The sequence below is a fragment of the Azospirillum himalayense genome (assembly GCF_042657465.1).
GTDB classification, from domain to species: domain Bacteria; phylum Pseudomonadota; class Alphaproteobacteria; order Azospirillales; family Azospirillaceae; genus Azospirillum; species Azospirillum himalayense.
Map to the genome: position 1 here is coordinate 219,967 of NZ_JBHSLC010000011.1, position 20,326 is coordinate 240,292.

Annotated in this window: 19 protein-coding genes; 14 read left to right on the forward strand and 5 right to left on the reverse strand. The window is 69.4% G+C overall.

The genetic code is table 11. From position 1 onward, the window contains the following. Nucleotides 1-141: 141 nt before the first annotated feature. Nucleotides 142-705, reverse strand: coding sequence for a GNAT family N-acetyltransferase (locus ACFPMG_RS09855; protein ID WP_376994964.1), 564 nt, complete (start codon nucleotides 703-705; stop codon nucleotides 142-144). A 140-nt stretch (nucleotides 706-845) separates the two neighbouring features. On the opposite strand from ACFPMG_RS09855, the gene ACFPMG_RS09860 reads away from it, so the two are divergent. From ACFPMG_RS09860 to ACFPMG_RS09870, 3 genes are all read left to right on the forward strand, one after another. Next, entirely contained in the window at nucleotides 846-2,915 is a 2,070-nt protein-coding gene (locus ACFPMG_RS09860; protein WP_376994965.1) for a 4Fe-4S binding protein, read from the forward strand. A gap of 198 nt (nucleotides 2,916-3,113) precedes the next feature. Beyond that, nucleotides 3,114-4,139: a GTP 3',8-cyclase MoaA gene (gene moaA, locus ACFPMG_RS09865; RefSeq protein WP_376994966.1), complete on the forward strand. Its 1,026-nt coding sequence runs from the start codon at nucleotides 3,114-3,116 to the stop codon at nucleotides 4,137-4,139. A 165-nt stretch (nucleotides 4,140-4,304) separates the two neighbouring features. After that, nucleotides 4,305-5,159 (forward strand): NAD kinase, encoded by an 855-nt coding sequence (locus ACFPMG_RS09870; RefSeq protein WP_376994967.1) that lies wholly within the window; start codon nucleotides 4,305-4,307, stop codon nucleotides 5,157-5,159. A 25-nt stretch (nucleotides 5,160-5,184) separates the two neighbouring features. Here ACFPMG_RS09870 and ACFPMG_RS09875 read toward each other — a convergent pair whose 3' ends face one another. After that, the gene (locus ACFPMG_RS09875) at nucleotides 5,185-6,051 is read right to left on the reverse strand and encodes an N-formylglutamate amidohydrolase (RefSeq protein ID WP_376994968.1); all 867 of its coding nucleotides are present in this window, start codon (nucleotides 6,049-6,051) and stop codon (nucleotides 5,185-5,187) included. A 164-nt stretch (nucleotides 6,052-6,215) separates the two neighbouring features. Between ACFPMG_RS09875 and ACFPMG_RS09880 the strand changes: the two genes are divergently transcribed. Then, complete coding sequence (locus ACFPMG_RS09880; protein ID WP_376994969.1) at nucleotides 6,216-7,259, forward strand: M14 family metallopeptidase; 1,044 nt, start codon at nucleotides 6,216-6,218, stop codon at nucleotides 7,257-7,259. A 19-nt stretch (nucleotides 7,260-7,278) separates the two neighbouring features. Continuing rightward, nucleotides 7,279-8,340: an AbrB family transcriptional regulator gene (locus ACFPMG_RS09885; protein WP_376994970.1), complete on the forward strand. Its 1,062-nt coding sequence runs from the start codon at nucleotides 7,279-7,281 to the stop codon at nucleotides 8,338-8,340. A gap of 307 nt (nucleotides 8,341-8,647) precedes the next feature. Here the strand turns inward: ACFPMG_RS09885 and ACFPMG_RS09890 are convergent, their stop codons facing one another. Continuing rightward, complete coding sequence (locus ACFPMG_RS09890) at nucleotides 8,648-9,181, reverse strand: CreA family protein (protein ID WP_376994971.1); 534 nt, start codon at nucleotides 9,179-9,181, stop codon at nucleotides 8,648-8,650. A 127-nt stretch (nucleotides 9,182-9,308) separates the two neighbouring features. Here ACFPMG_RS09890 and ACFPMG_RS09895 point away from each other — a divergent pair, with 127 nt between their 5' ends. The 3 genes from ACFPMG_RS09895 to ACFPMG_RS09905 all read left to right on the forward strand — a co-directional run bounded on the left by ACFPMG_RS09895 (nucleotide 9,309) and on the right by ACFPMG_RS09905 (nucleotide 11,991). Continuing rightward, nucleotides 9,309-10,421 carry an AI-2E family transporter gene (locus ACFPMG_RS09895; RefSeq protein WP_376994972.1) on the forward strand — a complete coding sequence of 371 codons (1,113 nt, stop codon included), beginning with the start codon at nucleotides 9,309-9,311 and terminating at the stop codon, nucleotides 10,419-10,421. A gap of 69 nt (nucleotides 10,422-10,490) precedes the next feature. After that, nucleotides 10,491-11,531, forward strand: coding sequence for an SPFH domain-containing protein (locus ACFPMG_RS09900; RefSeq protein WP_376994973.1), 1,041 nt, complete (start codon nucleotides 10,491-10,493; stop codon nucleotides 11,529-11,531). A gap of 31 nt (nucleotides 11,532-11,562) precedes the next feature. Then, entirely contained in the window at nucleotides 11,563-11,991 is a 429-nt protein-coding gene (locus ACFPMG_RS09905; RefSeq protein WP_145681475.1) for an NfeD family protein, read from the forward strand. 364 nt (nucleotides 11,992-12,355) lie between these two features. Here ACFPMG_RS09905 and ACFPMG_RS09910 read toward each other — a convergent pair whose 3' ends face one another. Then, nucleotides 12,356-12,772, reverse strand: coding sequence for an HRDC domain-containing protein (locus tag ACFPMG_RS09910; protein WP_376994974.1), 417 nt, complete (start codon nucleotides 12,770-12,772; stop codon nucleotides 12,356-12,358). Nucleotides 12,773-13,070: 298 nt separating this feature from the next. Here ACFPMG_RS09910 and ACFPMG_RS09915 point away from each other — a divergent pair, with 298 nt between their 5' ends. The 4 genes from ACFPMG_RS09915 (at nucleotide 13,071) to ACFPMG_RS09930 (ending at nucleotide 16,051) form a co-directional block, all read left to right on the forward strand. Then, nucleotides 13,071-13,988, forward strand: coding sequence for a hypothetical protein (locus ACFPMG_RS09915; RefSeq protein ID WP_376994975.1), 918 nt, complete (start codon nucleotides 13,071-13,073; stop codon nucleotides 13,986-13,988). A gap of 160 nt (nucleotides 13,989-14,148) precedes the next feature. After that, the gene (locus ACFPMG_RS09920) at nucleotides 14,149-14,466 is read left to right on the forward strand and encodes an STAS domain-containing protein (RefSeq protein WP_353857840.1); all 318 of its coding nucleotides are present in this window, start codon (nucleotides 14,149-14,151) and stop codon (nucleotides 14,464-14,466) included. Between the two features lie 19 nt (nucleotides 14,467-14,485). Continuing rightward, nucleotides 14,486-15,745 (forward strand): PP2C family protein-serine/threonine phosphatase, encoded by a 1,260-nt coding sequence (locus ACFPMG_RS09925; protein ID WP_376994976.1) that lies wholly within the window; start codon nucleotides 14,486-14,488, stop codon nucleotides 15,743-15,745. A 93-nt stretch (nucleotides 15,746-15,838) separates the two neighbouring features. Then, on the forward strand, nucleotides 15,839-16,051 hold the full coding sequence (locus tag ACFPMG_RS09930; protein ID WP_014241290.1) for a hypothetical protein: 213 nt from the start codon (nucleotides 15,839-15,841) through the stop codon (nucleotides 16,049-16,051). A 58-nt stretch (nucleotides 16,052-16,109) separates the two neighbouring features. On the opposite strand, the gene ACFPMG_RS09935 is transcribed toward ACFPMG_RS09930, so the two are convergent. Continuing rightward, nucleotides 16,110-16,580 (reverse strand): ferritin-like domain-containing protein, encoded by a 471-nt coding sequence (locus tag ACFPMG_RS09935; protein ID WP_137103410.1) that lies wholly within the window; start codon nucleotides 16,578-16,580, stop codon nucleotides 16,110-16,112. A 619-nt stretch (nucleotides 16,581-17,199) separates the two neighbouring features. Here ACFPMG_RS09935 and ACFPMG_RS09940 point away from each other — a divergent pair. Both ACFPMG_RS09940 and ACFPMG_RS09945 read left to right on the forward strand, forming a co-directional pair. After that, the gene (locus tag ACFPMG_RS09940) at nucleotides 17,200-18,966 is read left to right on the forward strand and encodes an ABC transporter permease (RefSeq protein WP_376994977.1); all 1,767 of its coding nucleotides are present in this window, start codon (nucleotides 17,200-17,202) and stop codon (nucleotides 18,964-18,966) included. Between the two features lie 13 nt (nucleotides 18,967-18,979). Beyond that, nucleotides 18,980-20,284 carry an ABC transporter ATP-binding protein gene (locus ACFPMG_RS09945; protein WP_376994978.1) on the forward strand — a complete coding sequence of 435 codons (1,305 nt, stop codon included), beginning with the start codon at nucleotides 18,980-18,982 and terminating at the stop codon, nucleotides 20,282-20,284. Nucleotides 20,285-20,326: the final 42 nt, after the last annotated feature.

Here is a 20,326-nt window from a genome sequence, read left to right on the forward strand (position 1 = left end):
TTTACTGAGCTTTCTTCTCAACAGGCTCTAAAGCGAATTTCCATTCGCTTTACATTCATACCGCCTCAATTTGCCGGCCGGGCTTCGGCCGCACTTGCGGCCGGGACCGCCGTCGCGGTCCAAAGCGGATTGAAATCCGCTTTAACGCACCGCCACCGGCTGGCCCGGCCCCTTGCCCTCCGGTATGTCCGACCGGCCCGCGCCCAGATCCTTTTGCATCATGACCACATCCAGCCAGCGCCCGAACTTCAACCCCACGGCCTCGACCACGCCGCAGGTGCGGAAGCCCAAGGCGGTGTGCAGTCCGATGGAGCCCGCGTTCTCCGACCCGCCGACCAGCGCCACCATCTGGCGGTAGCCCTGCGCCACGCAGCGGTCGATCAGCGCCTGGAGCAGCAGGCGCCCGATGCCCTGGCCGCGCGCCTCCTCGGCGACGTAGACGGAATCCTGGATGGTGAAGCGGTAGGCGGAGCGGACGTGATAGGCGCTGCCGTAGGCGTAGCCCAGGATCTCCCCGTCGCGCTCCGCCACCAGCCACGGCAACCCGGCGCCGGTGATGGCGCGGAAGCGGGTTTCCAGCTCCGCCGCGTCGGGCGGCTCCTCCTCGAAGGTGCCGACGCCGTGCAGGACATGGTGTTCGTAAATGCGCCGGAAGGCGGGAACGTCGTCGATGCGGGCGTCGCGGACGGTGGGGGCGCTGGTCATGGCCGGGTGAATCCGAAGGATGGATAAGGCCACCATCCTGCCGCACGCATTTTGCTGTCGCAACCATGCCACCCAGCCGATATGTACAGAAATGGAACCTGCGGTTTGCATCAGGGCTTTAGGGCAAGGGGTTTGAAGCGATGAAGATCAACGGCCGGACGGTGCTCGTCTGCGATTGCGCCCACAGCATGGCGCTCGACGGCAAGGCGTTGACCAGGGCCTGCGGGACCGCGGCGGGGGCGGAGGGCGATCTTTCCGTCGCCACCCAGCTCTGCCGCACCCAGCTCGACCGGTTCGAGGCGCGCGTGGCGGAGGGTGCCCCGCTGCTCGTCGCCTGCACCCAGGAGGCTCCGCTGTTCGCGGAGGTCGCGGCGCAGGACAAGCCCGACGCCGCGCTCGCCTTCACCAACATCCGCGAGCGCGCCGGCTGGTCGGAAGAGGGCGCGCTGGCGGGGCCGAAGATCGCCGCCCTGCTGGCCGAGGCGGCCATGGACATCCCGCCGACCGGCACGATCACCCTGGCCTCGGAAGGCACCGCGCTGGTCTACGGCACCGACGAGCGCGCCATCGAGGTGGCCCGGCAGCTGTCCGGCAGCCTGGACGTCACCGTGTTGCTGAAGTCCCCGAAGGACGTCGCCCCGCCGCGCGTCATGGACGTTCCGGTCTTCAAGGGCACCATCCGCGCCGCCAAGGGCTGGCTCGGCAATTTCGAGATCGTGGTGGACGACTACGCCCCGGCCATCCCGGCCTCGCGCGCCGTCCTCGGCTTCGAGCCGCCGCGGCACGGCGCCGCCTCGCGCTGCGACGTCATCGTGGACCTGACCGGCGGCGCCCCGCTGTTCCCGGCGCACGGCAAGCGCGACGGCTACCTGCGCCCCGACCCGGACAGCCCCGCCGCCGTCGCCAAGGCGGTGTTCGAGGCCGCCGATCTGGTCGGCGAGTTCGAGAAGCCGCGCTACATCGACTTCAAGGCCGACCTCTGCGCCCATTCGCGCAGCCGCAAGACCGGCTGCACCCGCTGCCTGGAGGTCTGCCCGACCGGCGCCATCACGCCGAACGGCGACCATGTGGCGATCGACCCGCACATCTGCGCCGGCTGCGGCTCCTGCGCGTCGGTCTGCCCGACGGGGGCCAGCACCTACGCCCTGCCGCCGCTCCAGACGGTCTACGAGCGGCTGCGCACGCTGCTCTCCTCCTACGCCAAGGCCGGCGGGACGGAGCCGGTCCTGCTCGTCCACGACCCGCGGCACGGCGACGAGATGATCTCGCTGATCGCGCGGTACGGGCGCGGCCTGCCGGCCCGCGTCCTGCCCTTCGCGGTGAACGAGGTGACGCAGCTCGGCTTCGACGTGTTCGCGGCGGCGCTCGCCTATGGTGCTGCGCGGGTGCGCGTCCTGGTCGGGCCGGGCAACGCCGGCGAGATCGCCGGGCTGGCCAGCCAGATCGGTCTGGCCGAGACGGCGATGGCCGGGCTTGGCTACGGCTCGGGCCGGGTGTCGATCATCGACGCCCAGGACCCCGACGCGGTGGCCGCCGAACTGTGGGACCTGCCGCGCGAGGGCGCCCCCGCCCCCGGCACCTTCCTGCCGATGGGCGGCAAGCGCACCGTCACCATGCTGGCGCTGCGCCACCTGCACAAGGTCGCGCCGGAGCCGGTGGAGGTTCTGCCGCTGCCGCCGGGCGCCCCCTTCGGCCGGGTGCAGGTGACAGTGGAGGGCTGCACCCTCTGCCTGTCCTGCGTCGGCGCCTGCCCGACCGGGGCGCTGCTCGACAACGCCGACAAGCCCATGCTGTCCTTCTCGCAGGACGCCTGCGTGCAGTGCGGCCTGTGCAAGACCACCTGTCCGGAGAAGGTCATCGCTCTGGTCCCGGAGATCGATTTCCGCGACAGCGCCCGCGGCGCCAAGGTGCTGAAGGAGGAGGAGCCCTTCTGCTGCGTCAAGTGCGGCAAGCCCTTCGCCACCAAGTCCTCCATCGACAAGATCGTGGCGGTGCTGGCCGGGCGGCACGCCATGTTCGCCACGCCGGAGGCCGCCGACCGCATGCGCATGTGCGGCGACTGCCGCGTCGTCGACCAGTTCGAGCGGGGCGACTCGCCCTTCGCGCTGGGCGCCCCGCGCGCGCCGCGCACGACCGAGGACTATCTGCGCGAGCGGGAACTGGCCCAAAACGGCAAGGACCGCGGCCCGGATGGCGGCAGCGTCCACTGACCGGCCGGGCCTCCCACGGTCCACGGTGCCGCGACTTGATCCCCGTCAAGCTCCGGCGCCGCGGACCGTGGTTTCCTGCCCCCGAAATTCCAGGTGGCGAAAAAGCCGCAACGCAAACCTATATATCAGAACCGGATTCGGCGTCATAATCGCGATCCGGACCGCATGACACGGACCCCCCTGGGGAGAAGCCTGACGATGACGACCGTTCCGCCGACCGCCGCCGCCCCGCTCGTCGATCCTTTCGGGCGGACCGTCAGCTATCTGCGCGTGTCCGTCACCGACCGCTGCGACCTCCGTTGCGTCTACTGCATGGCGGAGGACATGAGCTTCCTGCCCAAGGCGGAGGTGCTGACGCTGGAGGAGATCGACCGCGTCTGCTCCGCCTTCGTCAAGCTGGGCACCCGCAAGCTGCGCCTGACCGGCGGTGAGCCGCTGGTCCGCAAGGGCATCCACGAGCTGATCCACAGCCTGGGCCGCCACGTGAAGGCCGGCGACCTGGACGAGCTGACGCTGACCACCAACGGCAACATGCTGTTCAAGTACGCCGGCGATCTGGTGGAGGCCGGGGTGCGCCGGATCAACGTGTCGCTGGACACGCTGGACCCCCACAAGTTCCAGGCGATCACCCGCTGGGGCCGGCTGGACAAGGTGCTGGGCGGGCTCCAGGCCGCCAAGGAGGCGGGGCTCCAGGTCAAGATCAACACGGTGGCGCTGAAGGGCGTGAACGACGACGAATTCCACCGGCTGGTCGGCTGGTGCGGCGAGCAGGGCTTCGACCTGACCTTCATCGAGGTCATGCCGATGGGCGAGATCGGCGACGAGGCGCGGCTCGACCAGTATCTGCCGCTCAGCCTCGTCCGGGCGGAGCTGGCCAAGCGCTGGACCCTGGACGAGATCGACTACCGCACCGGCGGCCCGGCCCGCTACGTCCGGGTGGCCGAGACCGGCGGGCGCATCGGCTTCATCACGCCGCTGACCCACAATTTCTGCGAAAGCTGCAACCGCGTGCGGCTGACCTGCACCGGCACCCTCTACATGTGCCTGGGCCAGGAGGACGCCGCCGACCTGCGCACCCCGCTGCGCCTCAGCGACGACGACGGGCTGCTGGTTCAGGCGGTGCGCGACGCCATCGCCCGCAAGCCCAAGGGCCATGACTTCATCATCGACCGCCGCCACCAAGGCCCGGCGGTCCCCCGCCACATGAGCGTGACCGGGGGATGACGGGCCACTCCGGCGCTGCCTCCAATCCCTCTCCCGCCCCGGGAGAGGGTGCCCGCACCGCGGGCGGGTGAGGGTCGTGAGAGAGAGGTCTTTCCGGCGGCAGCCCCACCCTTCGACCGAAGCGGCCTTCTGCAACCGGGCATCCTGCGCTATGGTCCTCCGGACATGACCGAAACCGCCGCCAAGTTGCCTGCCGATCCGATCCTGGACCCGCTGGCGCCCGATTCCTCGGCCCGCAAGCCCGCCGACCTCCGCATCGCCTTCTGCGCGGCGAACACGGAAGAGGCCATGCGGGCGCGCACCCGGCTGGTCCACCGTTACGGCAACGCGCCGCTGGAGGACGCCGACGTCATCGTGGCGCTGGGTGGTGACGGCTTCCTGTTGGAGACGCTGCACCGCGCGCTGAAGCGCGACGGGCAGAACCCGCCGCCGGTCTATGGCATGAACCGGGGATCGGTCGGTTTCCTGCTGAACGTCTTCCGCGAGGACGAGCTGGCCGAGCGGCTGGCCAGCGCCCAGAGCGTCAAGCTGCATCCCCTGCGCATGAGGGCCACCCGCTGCAACGGCGAGCAGGTGGAGGCGCTGGGCATCAACGAGGTGTCGATGCTGCGCGAGACGCGGCAAGCCTCGAAACTGCGCATCACCGTGGACGGGGTGGTCCGCCTGCCGGAATTGATCTGCGATGGCGTGCTGGTCGCCACGCCCGCCGGCAGCACCGCCTACAACCTGTCGGCCCACGGCCCGATCATCCCGTTGGGCGCGGGGGTGCTGGCGCTGACGCCCATCAGTTCCTTCCGGCCGCGGCGCTGGCGCGGGGCACTGCTGCCCCACAGTTCCAAGATCACCGTGGACATCCTGGAGGAGGTCAAGCGCCCGGTCAGCGCCGTGGCCGACTCGACCGAGGTGCGCGAAGTCATCCGCGTCGACGTGGAGGAGGCCCGCGACGTCACGCTGACCCTGCTGTTCGACCCGGAGCTGAACTTCGAGGAGCGGATCCTGAAGGAGCAGTTCTCGCCGTAACCGCCCGGCCTCCTTGACCCGGCCGTTACTCGGCGGCGCGGCGTGCGGTGCTGGCCTGCGCGTGGGCGCAGATGCGGCGGGTCAGCGTGGACAGGTCGGCCTGGAGCCGGGCGAAGCCCTCGTTCCGCTCCAGCGTCTCCTCGTTCATGTAGAGCCGGCGGTTGATCTCAAGTTGAAGGGAATGGCGGCCCCGCGCCGGGTTGGAATGGCGGGACACCAGCTCGACCCCCTTGAAGGGATGGTTCCGCGTGACCTTGTAGCCGAGCCCGGTCAGCACCTGCTCGACCAGGGCGGTGAAGCCCGGCTCGCAGGTGGTGCCGTCGCGGTCGCCCAGCACGAAATCCATCCCCAGCTTGTGCGCCGCCCCCGGCCCGACCGCGGAGGGCATCGAATGGCAGTCGACGTGCCAGACGGCGCCGAACCGTGCGGCCAGATCGTCCATCACGCTGGACACCTGGAAATGATAGGGCCGGTAGTAGCGGTCGATGCGCTCCGCCACCTCGGCCACCGACAGCCGCCCGTCGTAGAGCGGCATCCCCGGACGGCACAGCGTGCGGATCAGCCCCATGCCGGCGGCGCTCTTCTCCGTCGGGCGCAGCGGATCCGGCCAGCGCCCGTCGAGAAGCGCCGGGTCGATGTCGTCGATGGCCCGGTTCGCGTCGATGTAGGTGCGCGGGAAGAGGGCGCAGAGCAGCGTCGCGCCGTGTTCCGGGGCGTGGGCGAACAGCTCGTCCACATGGGTGTCCTCGGCCTGCCGCAAGGTCGAGAGCGGGCAGACGAAGGCGAAATCGCGTGGATAGACGGTGCCGCTGTGCGGTGAATCGAAGAACACCGGCAGGCGCGGGACGATCGGATCGTTGCGGACGAGCACGTCCTCGATCACGAAACTCATGGCTGACCCCGGTGTACCAACGGCTCGAACGCGCCACGGTGCCTACCCGAAGGGCATGGCATGGCGCTGCGGCGGATGGATTCGGGTATAGACGATGGCCGGGTGCCCGTCGACCAAAAACCGTCATACACCGGTAAGGCAAAGGACATGATGGACGCATGGGCATGGCGGGACTGGCGCACCGCCGGACTCTCCGCCATACTGACCGTTCGGCGAAAGCGTCCGGCACCGGCCAGACCCGCAAAGGCGACATCCGCTTGACCGAATCCCTGTCACCGATCGAATTGACGCCGCCGGACATCGGCCCCTACCGCCGTGGCAACACCGGCATCGACCATGTCACGACGCTGGAGTCCGGGCGCCCCGGCCCACACGCCGTCATCGTGTCGCTGATCCACGGCAACGAGATCAGTGGCGCGGTGGCGATGGACCGGTTGTTCCGGATGGGCATCCGGCCCACCCGCGGGCGGCTGACCCTGGCCTTCGCCAACACCGCCGCCTATCACGGCTTCGACGCCGAGCGCCCCTACGCCTCCCGCTTCGTCGACGAGGACATGAACCGCGTCTGGTCGCCGGAGGTGCTGGACGGCCCGCGCGACAGCGCGGAGTTGCGCCGCGCCCGGCAACTCCGCCCGGTGTTCGACGCTGCGGACGTCATCCTCGACCTGCACTCCATGACGGCGGACACGCCGCCGCTGACGCTGTGCGGGCGGACCGACCGCGCGCGCGCCCTGGCCCGCCGGCTCGGCCACCCGGCCTGGATCGTCGCCGACGAGGGGCACGCGGCGGGGCGGCGGGTGATCGACTACGCCGACTTCGCCGCGGCGGACGGGCGGCGCACCGCCATCCTGGTCGAATGCGGCCAGCACTGGCGGGATGAGACGGCGCTGGTCGCCCTGGAGAGCGCCATGCGCTTCCTGCTCGCCCAGGAGATGATCGACCCGTCGCTGGCCGATCGCCACATCCGCCGCCACCCCGATCCGCTGCGCACCGTCGAGGTGACCGAGGCGGTGACCGCGGAAACCGACGACTTCTTCTTCGACCAGCCCTATGTGGGGATGGAGATCATTCCCCGCGCCGGAACGGTTCTGGGCCATGACGGCAGCCGCCCGATCGTGACGCCTTACGACGACTGCGTGCTGATCATGCCGGCGCGGCGACCCAAAACCGGGCAGACCGCCGTCCGGCTGGGGCGGATCGTTCCTTGAACCGGACACAACGAACGGCATGACCATCGGACCGGGGCTCCGGCCCTTCGCGCTCGCCCTCGCGCTGGGGACGGCGGGAGGCGCGCTGTTCAGCTATTTCCATCTGCCGCTGGCTTGGATGATCGGCGCCATGACCGCCACCACCGTCGCCGCCATGGCCGGTGTCGCGCTGCATGTGCCGAAGCCGCTGCGCAACGCCATGATCATGATCCTCGGCGTGATGCTGGGCAGCGGCTTCACCCCGGACATCCTGGGGCGGCTCGGTGAATGGAGCCTGTCGCTGAGCGCCCTGGCCGTCTATCTCGTGCTGGCGACCACGCTTGGGGTGCAGTATCTGCGCCGCGTGGCTCGGCTGGACCCGCCGACCGCCTTCTTCACCGCCACCCCCGGCGGGCTGAACGAAATGGTCATGGTCGGCACCCAGATGGGCGGCGACAGCCGGACCATGGCGCTGTCCCACGCGCTGCGGGTGATGCTGGTCGTGCTGGTCATCCCTTTCGCCTTCCAGGCGCTGGGGCTGTACGACCCGGCGCGGCGCGGCACGCTCGGCCCGCCCCTGCTGTCGCTCGCCCCGCTGGACGTGGCGCTGCTGTCCGCCTGCGCGCTGGGCTATCCCCTGGCGAAGCTGCTGCGCATCCCCGCCGCCCAGATCGTCGGACCAATGCTGCTGTCCGCCGCGATCCACCTCGCCGGGCTGACCGAGGGCAAGCCGCCGGGCGTTCTGGTCGCCGCGGCCCAGGTGGTGATCGGGGCGTCGCTGGGCTGCCGCTTCACCGGGTTGAACATCCGCCGCATCGGGCGCGACGGGCTGACCGCGCTGGGCCTCACCGGGCTGATGCTGCTAGTCGCCACGGCGGCGGCCTGGATGGTCGACGAGGCGACGGGGTTGGGGCTGGCCGCGCTGATCCTCGCCTTCGCGCCGGGCGGGCTGGCCGAGATGACGCTGGTCGCGCTGGCGCTGAACATCGACGTGGCGCTGGTCGCCACCCACCACATGGTGCGCATCATCCTGATCGTGACGCTGGCGCCCGGCTTCTATCTGCTGTGGCGCAAGTGGCGGTCCCGCCGCGGCAAGATCTGAGGAATTGCCCCCGGGCCAGCCGGCCAATCCGCCGCACACGCATGTGTGGAGTTTCCGTTGCGTCCGTCCCTCACGCCGTGTGAGGTGGAGGCGCGGACGGGTGGTGGGTGGCCACCACCCCGCCGCTCAACAAGGAGGCCTGGAGGATGAAGGAAATCCTCAGTCTCCTGATCCTGCTTCTCCAGATCGTCAAGGCGATCCTTGATCTTCTGAACCGGCAGTGATCGGGCCGGGAGGCGGGGGATAGGAGCCCCTGCCTCCCAAGCCTGATGATGGCTCCGCGCACGCCCGATTGCAAGCCATCCGATCATTTCACGGCAGGCTTACCCTTTTCCCACTGGGGGTTCGTATCGATCAGCGGCACGCTGGAAATGGACATCTTCGCCGAGGCGTCCTTCACCTGCCGGCTGTAGACCACATAGATCAGCGTGTCGTTCACCCGGTCGTAGATGCGGCGAATGGCGATGGACTTGAAGATCAGGCTCTTGCGCTCGGAGAAGACCTCCTCGCCCTTCTGCGACAGCTCGATGTCGCCGATCACCAGCGGCCCGGTGCGCCGACAGGCGATGGAGGCGTTGGACGGGTCCTCGAACCAGTTCCCCTTGGTCAGCCGGTCGAGCACGCTGCGGTCGAAGTCCACCAGATGGCAGGTGATGCCTTTTACCTTCGGGTCCTCGATCGCCTGCACCTGAAGCCCGTTGCCGGTCCAGTCGTTGGAGAAGCGCCCGACGACGGCGTCCTCGGCCAAAGCAGCGGTGGAGGCGGCCATCGGTGGCAGCACGGATAGCGCCAGGACCATCAGGCCGCGGCGGATGTTTATCGAAGGGAACGGGCTGCGCATCTCGTGGAACTCCGGTCATCGCGAAGCGGGGCCGCGTGGGCGCGGTCCTGGAATACCCCTAAATCGGGCGGGGGTCCGGCGCCGTCAAGCGCCTCCCGGCCCGCTACTCCCGGAGTGCCTGCCCCCGATGAGCGACCGCACGATCGACCCGCCCCTCACCCCGCCGCCGGAGCCGGTGACCGAGCCCCTGCCCCCGGCCCGGAACCCCCGCGACCCGGTGCGGGTGGCGGTGGTGGGGCTGTTCGTCATCGCGCTGCTGTTCACGCTCTATTTCGGGCGCGACGTGCTGCTGCCGATCATGCTGGCGCTGATCATGAGCCTTCTGCTGCGGCCCTGCGTGCGCGGCCTCTACCGGCTCGGCCTGCCGGAGGCGCTGGGCGCGGCGGTGGTGGTGATCACGGTGTTCGGCGCCGGGCTGGGGGCCATCTACACGCTGGCGGCCCCGGCCACCGAATGGGTCAACCGCATGCCCCGCGTGATCCATGAGCTGGAGTTCAAGCTGGGCGACATCCGCGAGGGGATCGACCGCGCCCGCGAGGCCTCCCGCCAGATCGAGCAGATGGCCTCCGACCGCAACGGCGCTGCGCGGGAGGTCGTGGTGCGCGGCCCGTCGCTGGCCGAGCAGGTGCTGCATCAGGCGGAGGCGGTGATCGCCAACGTGGTGATCCTCCAGGTGCTGCTCTATTTCTTCCTGGCCCGCGGGCGGCAGAGCCTGGAGGCGCTGATCGGCACGATGCGCGACGTGGACGACCGCGTGCATTACGCCATGGTCGCCGCCACGGTGCAGCAGAACATCGCCGCCTATCTGGCGACCATCACCGTCATCAACATCGGGCTCGGCCTCGCGACGACGCTGGCGATGTGGCTGTGGGGGGTGCCCAACGCGGGGCTGTGGGGAACGCTCGCCGGGCTCATCAACTACGTCCCCTTCATCGGGCCGGCGGTGATGACGGCGGTTCTGTTCCTGGTGTCGGCGCTCAGCTTCGACGGGGGCCTGCACATCTTCGGGCCGCCGCTGACCTTCGTGGCGCTGACGATGCTGGAGGGCAACTTCCTGACCCCGATGATCGTCGGGCGGCGGCTGGCGCTGAACCCCATCGCGGTGTTCGTGTCCATCCTGTTCTGGGGCTGGATGTGGGGCATCCCCGGCGCGCTGCTGGCGGTGCCGATCCTGGCGATCCTGAAGATCCTGTTCGACGCGCACGAGCCGCTGAAGCCGATCGGCGCCCTGCTGGGCTGAAGCTCTGGCCGGGGCGGCCCCGCCGTGGCATGGTCGAAGGAAGGGAACGACCGGAAGGGAGGTGGGGTGATGGTGCTCAGCGGCCTGACGCTCTTCGTCATCGCGCTTCTGATCTTCGCGCTGGCGCTGGTTCTGCTGGGCGTGCGGACCGTGCCGCAGGGCCAGGAATGGACGGTGGAGCGGTTCGGCCGCTACACCCGTACGCTCCAGCCCGGCCTGCATCTCCTCCTGCCGCTGGTCGACCGCATCGGGCGCAAGCAGAGCATGATGGAGACGGTGCTCGACGTGCCCTCGCAGGAGGTCATCACCCGCGACAACGCCATGGTCACGGCGGACGGCGTCGTTTTCTTCCAGGTGATCGACGCCGCCAAGGCCTCCTACGAGGTCAACAACCTGGAGTTGGCGATCCTGAACCTGACCATGACCAACACCCGCACGGTCATGGGCTCGATGGACCTGGACGAACTGCTGTCGCAGCGCGACCAGATCAACGCCCGCCTGCTCGGCGTGGTGGACGAGGCGACCAGCCCCTGGGGCGTCAAGGTGACGCGCATCGAGATCCGCGACATCCAGCCGCCGCGCGACCTCGTGGACAGCATGGCCCGCCAGATGAAGGCGGAACGCGACCGCCGCGCCTCCATCCTGGAAGCGGAGGGCCAGCGTCAGGCGGCCATCCTGCGGGCGGAAGGTGCCAAGCAGGCCGCCATCCTCCAGGCCGAGGGCCGGCGCGAGGCCGCCTTCCGCGACGCCGAGGCGCGCGAGCGCTCCGCCCAGGCCGAGGCGGAGGCCACCCGGTTGGTTTCCGACGCCATCGCCGGGGGCAGCGCCCAGGCCATCAACTACTTCGTCGCCCAACGCTACGTGGACGCCCTGACCGCGGTGGCTGCGGCGCCGAACCAGAAGGTGCTGTTCATGCCGCTGGAGGCCGCCAACGTGATCGGTGCCATCGGCGGCATCGCGGAAATCGCCCGCGAAGCCTTCCCGAACCGGCCGCAGAATTCTGGAACGGCGTCCGTTCCGCCGCAGGCTCCGCGCGGCCCCTGGAATCGTGATGAACGGAATCGCGAGGAGCCGAAGAGGAGCGATGCGCCGGTGCCGCCGGAGTCGTAGGATTGGGCGAAATTCCGAAGGCGGCCCCGCGATGATCGAGTTCTGGCACTGGTGGGTTCTGGCCGTGCTGCTGGGCGCGCTGGAAACGGTGGCGCCGGGGGCGGCTTTCCTCTGGCTGGGCGGGGCCGCCGCACTGGTCGGCTTCGTGCTTCTGGTCTGGCCGTCCCTGCCGTGGGAGCATCAGGGCCTGCTGTTCGCCCTGCTCGCCATCGCCGCGCTGGCGGGAACCCGCTTCCTGTCCCGCGGGTCAGCGCATACGACGCACACGCCGCATCTGAACCGCCGGACGGCGCAATACATCGGGACGCTGCACACGCTGGACGGCCCCATCGTCAACGGACGGGGCCGGGCGCAGATCGGCGACGGACTTTGGACCGTCGAGGGACCTGACCTCCCCGCCGGCACCCGCGTCCGCATCGTCGGCGCCGAGGGCACCCTGTTGAAGGTGGAGAAGGCCTAGGCGCCAGCCGAACCGGCGCATCGGGGCTTCGGCGAGATCGTGCCGGATCTGTTCGGCGTGGCGCCCCAGCCGCTGCGCCAGAGCGCCCATGCTGCCGTCGCCGGTGGCCGCCGCGCGCTCCGCCGCCTGACGGCTGAACGCCTCCAACTCCCGCGCCATCGCGCGGTAATCGGGAGCGCCCCCTCTCGATCCGGATGTCCCGTCCATGGCCCCCGCCATGCTGCATTGCCGCAAATTACACAGGTATGCTGGCACAGCGTGGACGCGTCTGGAATCGGGCTTACGGCGGGTCCGGCTTCTCTTTCGGCACAGCAAAATCGGCCGCTTGGCCCTTCAGCCTATGCTCTTCCGCAGAGCGGATTCGTCAGTCGATCAGCTCGTCCAGGGTCGCCCGGACAACCTGCACGATTTCCCCGCCATAATGGCTGACGTCGAGATCACGCGCGCCGACGATGATGGACAGCTCGCGTTCCGTCGTGGGGGCGAAGCGGGCAATTTCCGGCACCAGCTCGTCCGCCAGGACGGCATCGCGCGGCAGCCCTTCACCGGCCGCCTTACGGTCCCGCCACCCGTTGAGGGCGGCGTTGATCGCGGCTTCGATCTGAAGGGATTCCTCCTTGCGCTTCAGGTCCTTGTAAAGGACGAGAACACGCCAGCCACCGTCGGCATAGGCGGTGTCGATGCGCTGCACCTCGACCGTGCGCAAAAAGGAGGAGAGGTGCTCCTGGGCCTCGTCCGCGCTCGCGTCGGGGATCGTGAAGGTGCGGATTTCGGTGCTCATCCTGTTCCTCGATGCGTGCCTCGCCTTTCGCGCAAGACTACACGAAAGCGCCCGTATCCGGCTACTCCGGCACGATCCGGACGGACTCCCCCTTCGTCATAGGAAAACACAACGACACGCGGGACCCTGCCCCCTCCCGGAGTGTTTGTGTCACCGGACGCCGCGCATCGCTTGGGCGCATCGCTGGGGCGCATCGCTTGGGCGCACCGCTGGAAGGAGCAGAGGGACCATGGCCGGGCCTGTTGAACCGCAAAAGCACCGGAAGGAAAGGACCGGGCCGCAAGCGAGACCGCGGCGGTTGTGGATCACCCTTCTGGTGGTCATCCCCGCCCTGTTCGCGGCCGGGACGGCGGGGGCCTTCTGGACCGGCTACAGCCTCCACGACCGGCCTTTCGCCTGGTACAACAGCAACCGCATCGCCGCCACGGCGGAACGGGCGGCGCGGGACCTGTCGCCCGTCGTGGTGGTGGCGCTGGGCGACTCGGCGCTGCGCCACGCCACCCTGGACGAGACGGGCATGGCCGCGCTGGCGGCGAAGCACGAGGTGGAAAGCCTGCATTTCCTTCGCATCGTCCACGACCACGCCCGGTTCGAGGACTTCGAACCGTTGCTGGGCGACGTGCTGAAGCTGAAGCCGGCGCTGGTCCTCCTGGACGTGGACCTGCTGTTCGCGGAGCGCAGCAACCTCGCCGGCCTGCGCCGGTATGGCTCGCACCTGACCGAGGTGGCGATGCTCGGTCGTTCCTACCTGCCCGACCAGAGTGCCCTGCAATACGACAAGCCGTGCCGTGCCGTCGGCCCGCAAGGCTGGACCGACACGGCCGCCGACCGCTGGGTCGAGACCCGCAACGCCGCCGTCCGGATGAACGACGACTCGCCGGCCTTCGAGCGGGTGCGCCGCTTCGCCGATCAGGCGCGCGCCGCCGGGATCGGGATCGCCCTCCTGCTTCCGCCCCGCCCGACGGCGGTGGAAGAGCGGCTATACGGCGCAGGCAATGGCTACCGGCCGGCGGCGCTCGACCGGCTCCGTGGGCAGGTCGACCTGCCGCTGTGGCGCTTCCCCGACTCGGCGCTCCCCAAGCCCGCCAAGACATCGGCCTTCTGCCGCAGCGGCATGCTCGGGTCGGATGGTCGCGATGCCTATTCGGCATGGCTGGCCGGCGGAATCGCCGAACGCCTGTCGCATTCACGGGTGGAAGAGGCCGCGCTGCAATAAAGTCTGCCCATCCCGGCCGGATGGCCCGGCCCAAATGACCCAATGGCGACACGGCAGCGTCATCAAAGTGCAATTCCCGGCGCCCTAGAATGCGCCCGCGTCCCCGCCGGATCCGACCGGCGGCGGGATGCGCCTCTCTTCGGCCACGGGTGAACCACAGATGAGCGCCGCCATGGATTTCTCCGTCCGCGAGGCCCCGGCCAGCACCGAGATCGTGCTGAGCGGGCGTATGACCTTTGCCGACCACGACACCTTCCGCGACGTCATCGCCACCTTCGAGCGGCCGGCGGGCCACCGGATGGTCTTCGACCTGTCGCGGCTGGACTTCGTCGACTCATCCGGCCTCGGCATGTTCATCATCGCCCGCGACACCGCGCAGCGGCGCAACCTGGACTTCGCGATCCGCGGCGCCCGCGACGAGGTGCGGCGCCTGATCACGATCGCCAAGTTCCACACCATGTTCAACATCGCCGACTGACGCGGCGGGAACGGACGCGATGGGCCACGCCCGCGCCATGACGCTGCCGCCCGGAACGGACGACGCCGGGCCGCCGCGTCCCGCCCGTCCCGGCGCCGGCGCGTCGGTCTACGGGATGGAGTTGGGCATCCCGCTCGGCGGCTGCCGGGTGCTGATCGCCGACGACAGCGCCTTCAACCGCAAGACGCTGACCCGCTTCCTGCAATGGGCCGGCATCACCCAGGTCGCCTTCGCCTCCTCCGCCGAGGAGGTGATGGAGCGGCTGGACAGCTTCGCCCCAGACCTGCTGCTGCTCGACGCCGCCATGCCGCGGATGGACGGCATCGGAGTCTGCCGCAGCCTGCGCGGCGACCCGCGCTGGCGCGACCTGCCGATCCTCATGCAGAGCGCGCTTCATTCCGACCAGATGAGGACGGTCTGCTTCAGCGCCGGGGCGACCGACCTGATCGCCAAGCCGATCAACCCCGGCGAATGCATCGCCCGCGTGCGCTACCATCTGGAGCGCCGGTCCATGGTGCAGGAGCTGCGCGCCTTCCACGAGCGGGTGGAGCGCGACCTGCGGCAGGCCCGCGCCATGCAGCTCGCCCTGGTCCCGGAACCGGCGGAACTGGCCGCCCTCGCCGAGCGGAACGGGCTGACCGTGGATTCGGTCTTCCGCGCGTCGGACGAAATCGGCGGCGATTTCTGGACGGCCTTCGCGTTCGACGGGACCCGCGTCGGGATCTTCGCCGCCGACCTGTCGGGCCATGGCATCGCCGCGGCGATCAACGCCTTCCGCCTGCACACGCTGCTCACCCGCACCCCGCCGGAGGAGGTGCGCGACCCCGCCCGCCTGCTGCGGCAATTGAACCTGCGGCTCTGCGAGATTTTACCGCTGGGCCAGTTCGCCACCGCCTTCTACGGGGTGATCGACCGCGCCGACGACACGCTGCTCTACGCCGCCGCCGCCGCGCCCAGCCCCATCCTGGCAAACAGCGGCGGCTTCCAGCCGTTGGACGCCTCCGGCCCGCTCCTGGGCGCCTTCCCGGACTCGGTCTACACGAACCAGCGCGTGCCGCTGCAGCGCGGCGACAGCCTGTTCCTCTATTCCGACGGGCTGAGCGAAGCCCGGGACGCCGAGGGCGCCATGCTGGGCGAGGACGGCCTGCTCCGTCTCGCCGAGCGGACGGCGGCGGAGGCCCCCGACCGCCCTCTGCCCGCCCTGATGGCCCGCCACGCCGCGATCCATGGCGAACACCTGAACGACGACGTCACCGCACTCTGGATCACCCGCCGCTGACGCGTCGCAGCAATTTATCCATTGGCCCCATACCCTTATTCGCGATATGGATATTGCTGCGTCGGGCGACGTGTAACAGGAGACGGAACGGATATGGCTTCGATCATGATCAAGAAGGCCGGCGAGGGCCTGATTTCCCAGGCTCACCGCAACGCCGACGTTGGCCCGACCAGCGGCAGCTCGGTCGTGTACGAGATTCTCAACGTGCCGGCGGGCGTGTCGGTGGACGACGTCATCGCCGCCTTCAAGACCTTCAAGCCGGCGGACAAGAAGTACGAGTACGACTACGCCGACCTGTCCAAGTAAGGCGCTCGTTCGCCCTTCCCGCGGTTCCCGCAAGGGCGGAAACCGCGGGAAACGGCCTTCACCCCTTCTTGGGGAAGCGCTCGATCCAGCGCTCCAGCTCCGCCACATGCTCCGCCTCTTCCGAGGCGAACTCCTCGGCCATCATGCGGACCTCCGGGTCCGTGGTGGAGGCCGCCACGTCGGCGTAGAAGGCGTGCCCGCGCTTTTCGCTGTCGAGCGCCAGTTCCAGCGCGTAATCCACCGTCATCAGATAGTGCGAGCCTTCCATGGAGGCCGCTTCCGGGCTCTCGTCGTCCGGCCACTGGAAGTCTTCCGGGGCGAGCGCCGGCACATCGCGGAAAGCGGAGCGCTTGCGGGCGTCCGCCAGATGCAGGCGCGAGAACTCGGCCATCTTGGCGAAGAAGGCCGCGACGTCCGCGTTGCCGTAGGTCTTCATGGCCTCCGACAGGTCGGCGAAACGGTTGGCGGCGTCCTCCTCCAGCGCGCAGGCGTGGGCGAGGAACAGGGCGGGGTCGTGAATGTTGGCCATAGGGTCCCGAGATCGTTAAGTCACAAATGGATTGTGGTTATTTGAACCATAACGCCTTGTTGCGAAAGGTTCTCGGATCGCTGGCCGGTTGCGGGCTTCTGCGACACTTTGACACGCCCTCGACGATCTGCATCCGGAGGCGCAGCCCTCGCTCCGACGGCGAAGGGCGGAAAACATGAAAGCTCTGCAATGATCGCCGAGAAACGCCGCCGCGCGCTTGACCGGCTTCAATTCCAGGGATAGATCAGAACCAACGTCACCGCATGATTGGCGGGCGTCCGGACGCGCGATCCGGTCCCGCGCCAAGAAAACAAGAGATGGACAGCCACAGTCGTCGACCCCGACCAATCTTCGGTACTCTGCCGATCCTGGGCTGACCTTTTCGCAGGTTCGCCACGGCCGGCCGTGATGCCGACTGCCGCACAGGTGAACCATGGTGACGTCTTCCATCACCATTCCGATGCCGCTCCACGCGCCCTTGCCGCCGCCAGCGCCGGGCTGACCGCTTTCCCCCACCCTTGACGCCCACCCGACGCCGGACGGCGTCCAGTGCCTGCACACGCCGATTGCGCATGCCGAACGCGACCGGACTCCGATCCGGCCGCAGGATGGAGGGGCCATGGTCTGGACCCAGACAAGCGTTTCCGTGAAGACGGCGGCCGCCACGCCCAACCGCTGGGACCTCGTGGCCCTGCCGCTGGTCGTCGGCCTGCTCGCCCTGGCCGCCGTCGGCGGTCACCAGATGGCGGCACCCCTGGCGAGCCTCGACGCGCCGGCCGTCTCGCTCGACCCCTGGAACCTGCCGGACTACGCGCTGCGCTCGACGCTGCGCATGCTGGCGGCGATGGCGGCCTCGCTGCTTTTCACCTTCACCTACGCCACATTGGCGGCCAAGAGCCGCCGGGCCGGCATGGTGCTGATCCCCATGCTGGACGTGCTCCAGTCGGTGCCGGTGCTCGGCTACATCTCCTTCACCGTGGTCTTCTTCCTGTCGCTGTTCCCCGGCAGCGTGCTGGGCGCCGAATGCGCGGCGATCTTCGCCATCTTCACCAGCCAGGCCTGGAACATGACCTTCAGCGTCTACCAGTCGCTGCGCTCGGTGCCGCGCGACCTGGACGAAGCGGCCACCAGCTTCCTCTTCTCCGGCTGGCAGCGCTTCTGGAGGCTGGAGGCGCCCTTCGCCATGCCGGGGCTGGTCTGGAACATGATGATGTCGATGTCCGGTGGCTGGTTCTTCGTCGTCGCGTCGGAGGCGATCACCGTCGGCGACCGCACCGTCACGCTGCCCGGCATCGGCTCCTATCTGGCAGAAGCGATCACGCAGAAGGACCTCGGCGCCGTTGGCTGGGCGGTGCTGGCGATGCTGGCGGTCATCCTGCTCTACGACCAGTTCCTGTTCCGCCCGCTGGTCGCCTGGGCCGACAAGTTCCGCGTCGAGCAGACCGGCGCGCAGGAGGCGCCCGAGTCCTGGGTGCTTCGGCTGTTCCAGCGCACCCGCGTCTGCCGCTCGCTGCTGGCGCCGGTCGAGGCCCTGCTCGGCCGGGTGGCGTGGCTGCGCCTGTCGCCCCTCTTCTCTCTCGCCGCCGCCCTACCCCCGACCCTGCGCCGCCGGATCGCCGGCCCGCCATCCCCCGCGCTCGAACGCACGCTCGACCGGGTGTGGTACGCGGTCGTCGCGGTGGCGGCGCTCGCCCTGGGCTGGACCCTGGTACGGTTCATCGCCGGCGGCGCCGGCTGGAGCGACGTCGGGACCGTGCTGCTGCTCGGGGCGGCGACGCTGCTGCGCGTCATGGTGCTGATCGCCATCGCCTCGCTCGTCTGGGTGCCGCTCGGCGTGCTGATCGGGCTGCGCCCGCGCCTCGCCGAGATGGTCCAGCCGCTGGCGCAGTTCCTGGCCGCCTTTCCGGCCAACCTGCTGTTCCCGGTCGCCGTCGTCACCATCCTGCGCTTCGACCTGAACCCGGACGTCTGGCTCAGCCCGCTGATGATCCTGGGCACGCAGTGGTACATCCTGTTCAACGTCGTCGCCGGAACCGCCGCCTTCCCCAGCGACCTCAAGGAGGCGGCCTCCAGCTTCCGCATCCGCGGCTGGCAGTGGTGGCGCGACGTCATGCTGCCCGGCGTCTTCCCCTACTACCTGACCGGCGCCGTGACCGCGGCGGGCGGCTCGTGGAACGCCAGCATCGTCGCCGAGGCGGTGCGCTGGGGCGACGCCGAGGTCACCGCGCACGGGCTGGGCAGCTACATCGCCCAGGCGACCGCCGCCGGGGACTACCCGCGCATCGTGCTCGGCATCGCCGTGATGTCCCTGTTCGTCACCCTGCTCAACCGGCTGCTCTGGCGTCCGCTCTATGGCTACGCCGAACGCCGCCTGCGCCTTGCCTGACGGAGGCCGTATCATGACGCAGAGCTCCCCCCTTTTCGAACTCCGCGGCGTCCGGCAAGCCTACCGCAAGGCCTCCGGTCCGCCGTATGTCGTGCTCGACGGCGTGGACCTGACGCTGCGCGACGGCGAGATCGTCGGGCTGCTCGGCCGCTCCGGCTCGGGCAAGTCCACGCTGCTGCGCATCGTCGCCGGGCTGGCCCAGCCGACCTCCGGACAAGTCCTGCATCACGGCGCGCCGGTGGCCGGGCCGACCGACGGGGTGGCGATGGTGTTCCAGTCCTTCGCGCTGTTCCCCTGGCTGACCGTCGAGGAGAATGTGCTGGCCGGGTTGAAGGCGCTGCGCGTTCTGGCGAACGAGGCGGCGGCGCGCGCCGAGGAGGCCATCGACCTGATCGGCCTGTCGGGCTTCGAGAGCGCCTATCCCAAGGAGCTGTCCGGCGGGATGCGCCAGCGCGTCGGCTTCGCCCGCGCGCTGGTCGTCCATCCGGAAATCCTGCTGATGGACGAGCCCTTCTCGGCGCTCGACGTGCTGACGGCGGAGACGCTGCGCACCGACCTGCTCGACCTGTGGATGGAGCGCAAGCTGCCGACCCGGTCGATCCTGATGGTCACCCACAACATCGAGGAGGCGGTGCTGATGTGCGACCGCATCCTGGTCTTCGCCTCCAACCCGGGCCGCGTGGCGGCGGAGATCCGGGTCGATATCCCGCACCCGCGCAACCGGCTGGCCCCGGACTTCCGCGATCTGGTCGACGACATCTACGGCCGGATGACCGCGCGCAAGCCGCTGACCACACCGGCGGCGGGCTCTGGGCGTCCGCGGCCGGTCTACGCCGAGCCGCTCCAGCACGTCTCGACCAACCGGCTGTCCGGCCTGATGGAGACGCTGGCCGCCCCGCCCTACCACGGCAAGGCGGATCTGCCGCACCTCGCGGCGACGCTCCGGCACGAGATCGACGACCTCTTCCCCATCGCCGAGACGCTGCAGATGCTGGGATTCGCCGAGGTGGCGGAGGGCGACATCCGGCTGACCGAGCCGGGCCGCCTGTTCGCCGAGGCCGGGATGGACGACCGCAAGGCGCTGTTCGCCGAGCATCTCGTCCATTTCGTGCCGCTCGCCGCGCACATTCACGCCGCCCTGTCGGAGCGTCCCGACCACCGCGTTCCCTACGCCCCGTTCGCCCGCGAACTGGAGGCCGTCATGAGCGAGGATTACGCCAAGGAGACGTTGAACGCCGTGACCGGCTGGGCCCGCTACGCCGGGCTCTTCACCCACGACGGCGAGGCGGGGGTCTTCTGCAAGGAAGGAGGCGAATAGCCGGGGCGTCCCGGAGGAAGGCTTGACCGGGGCGCCCGCCGC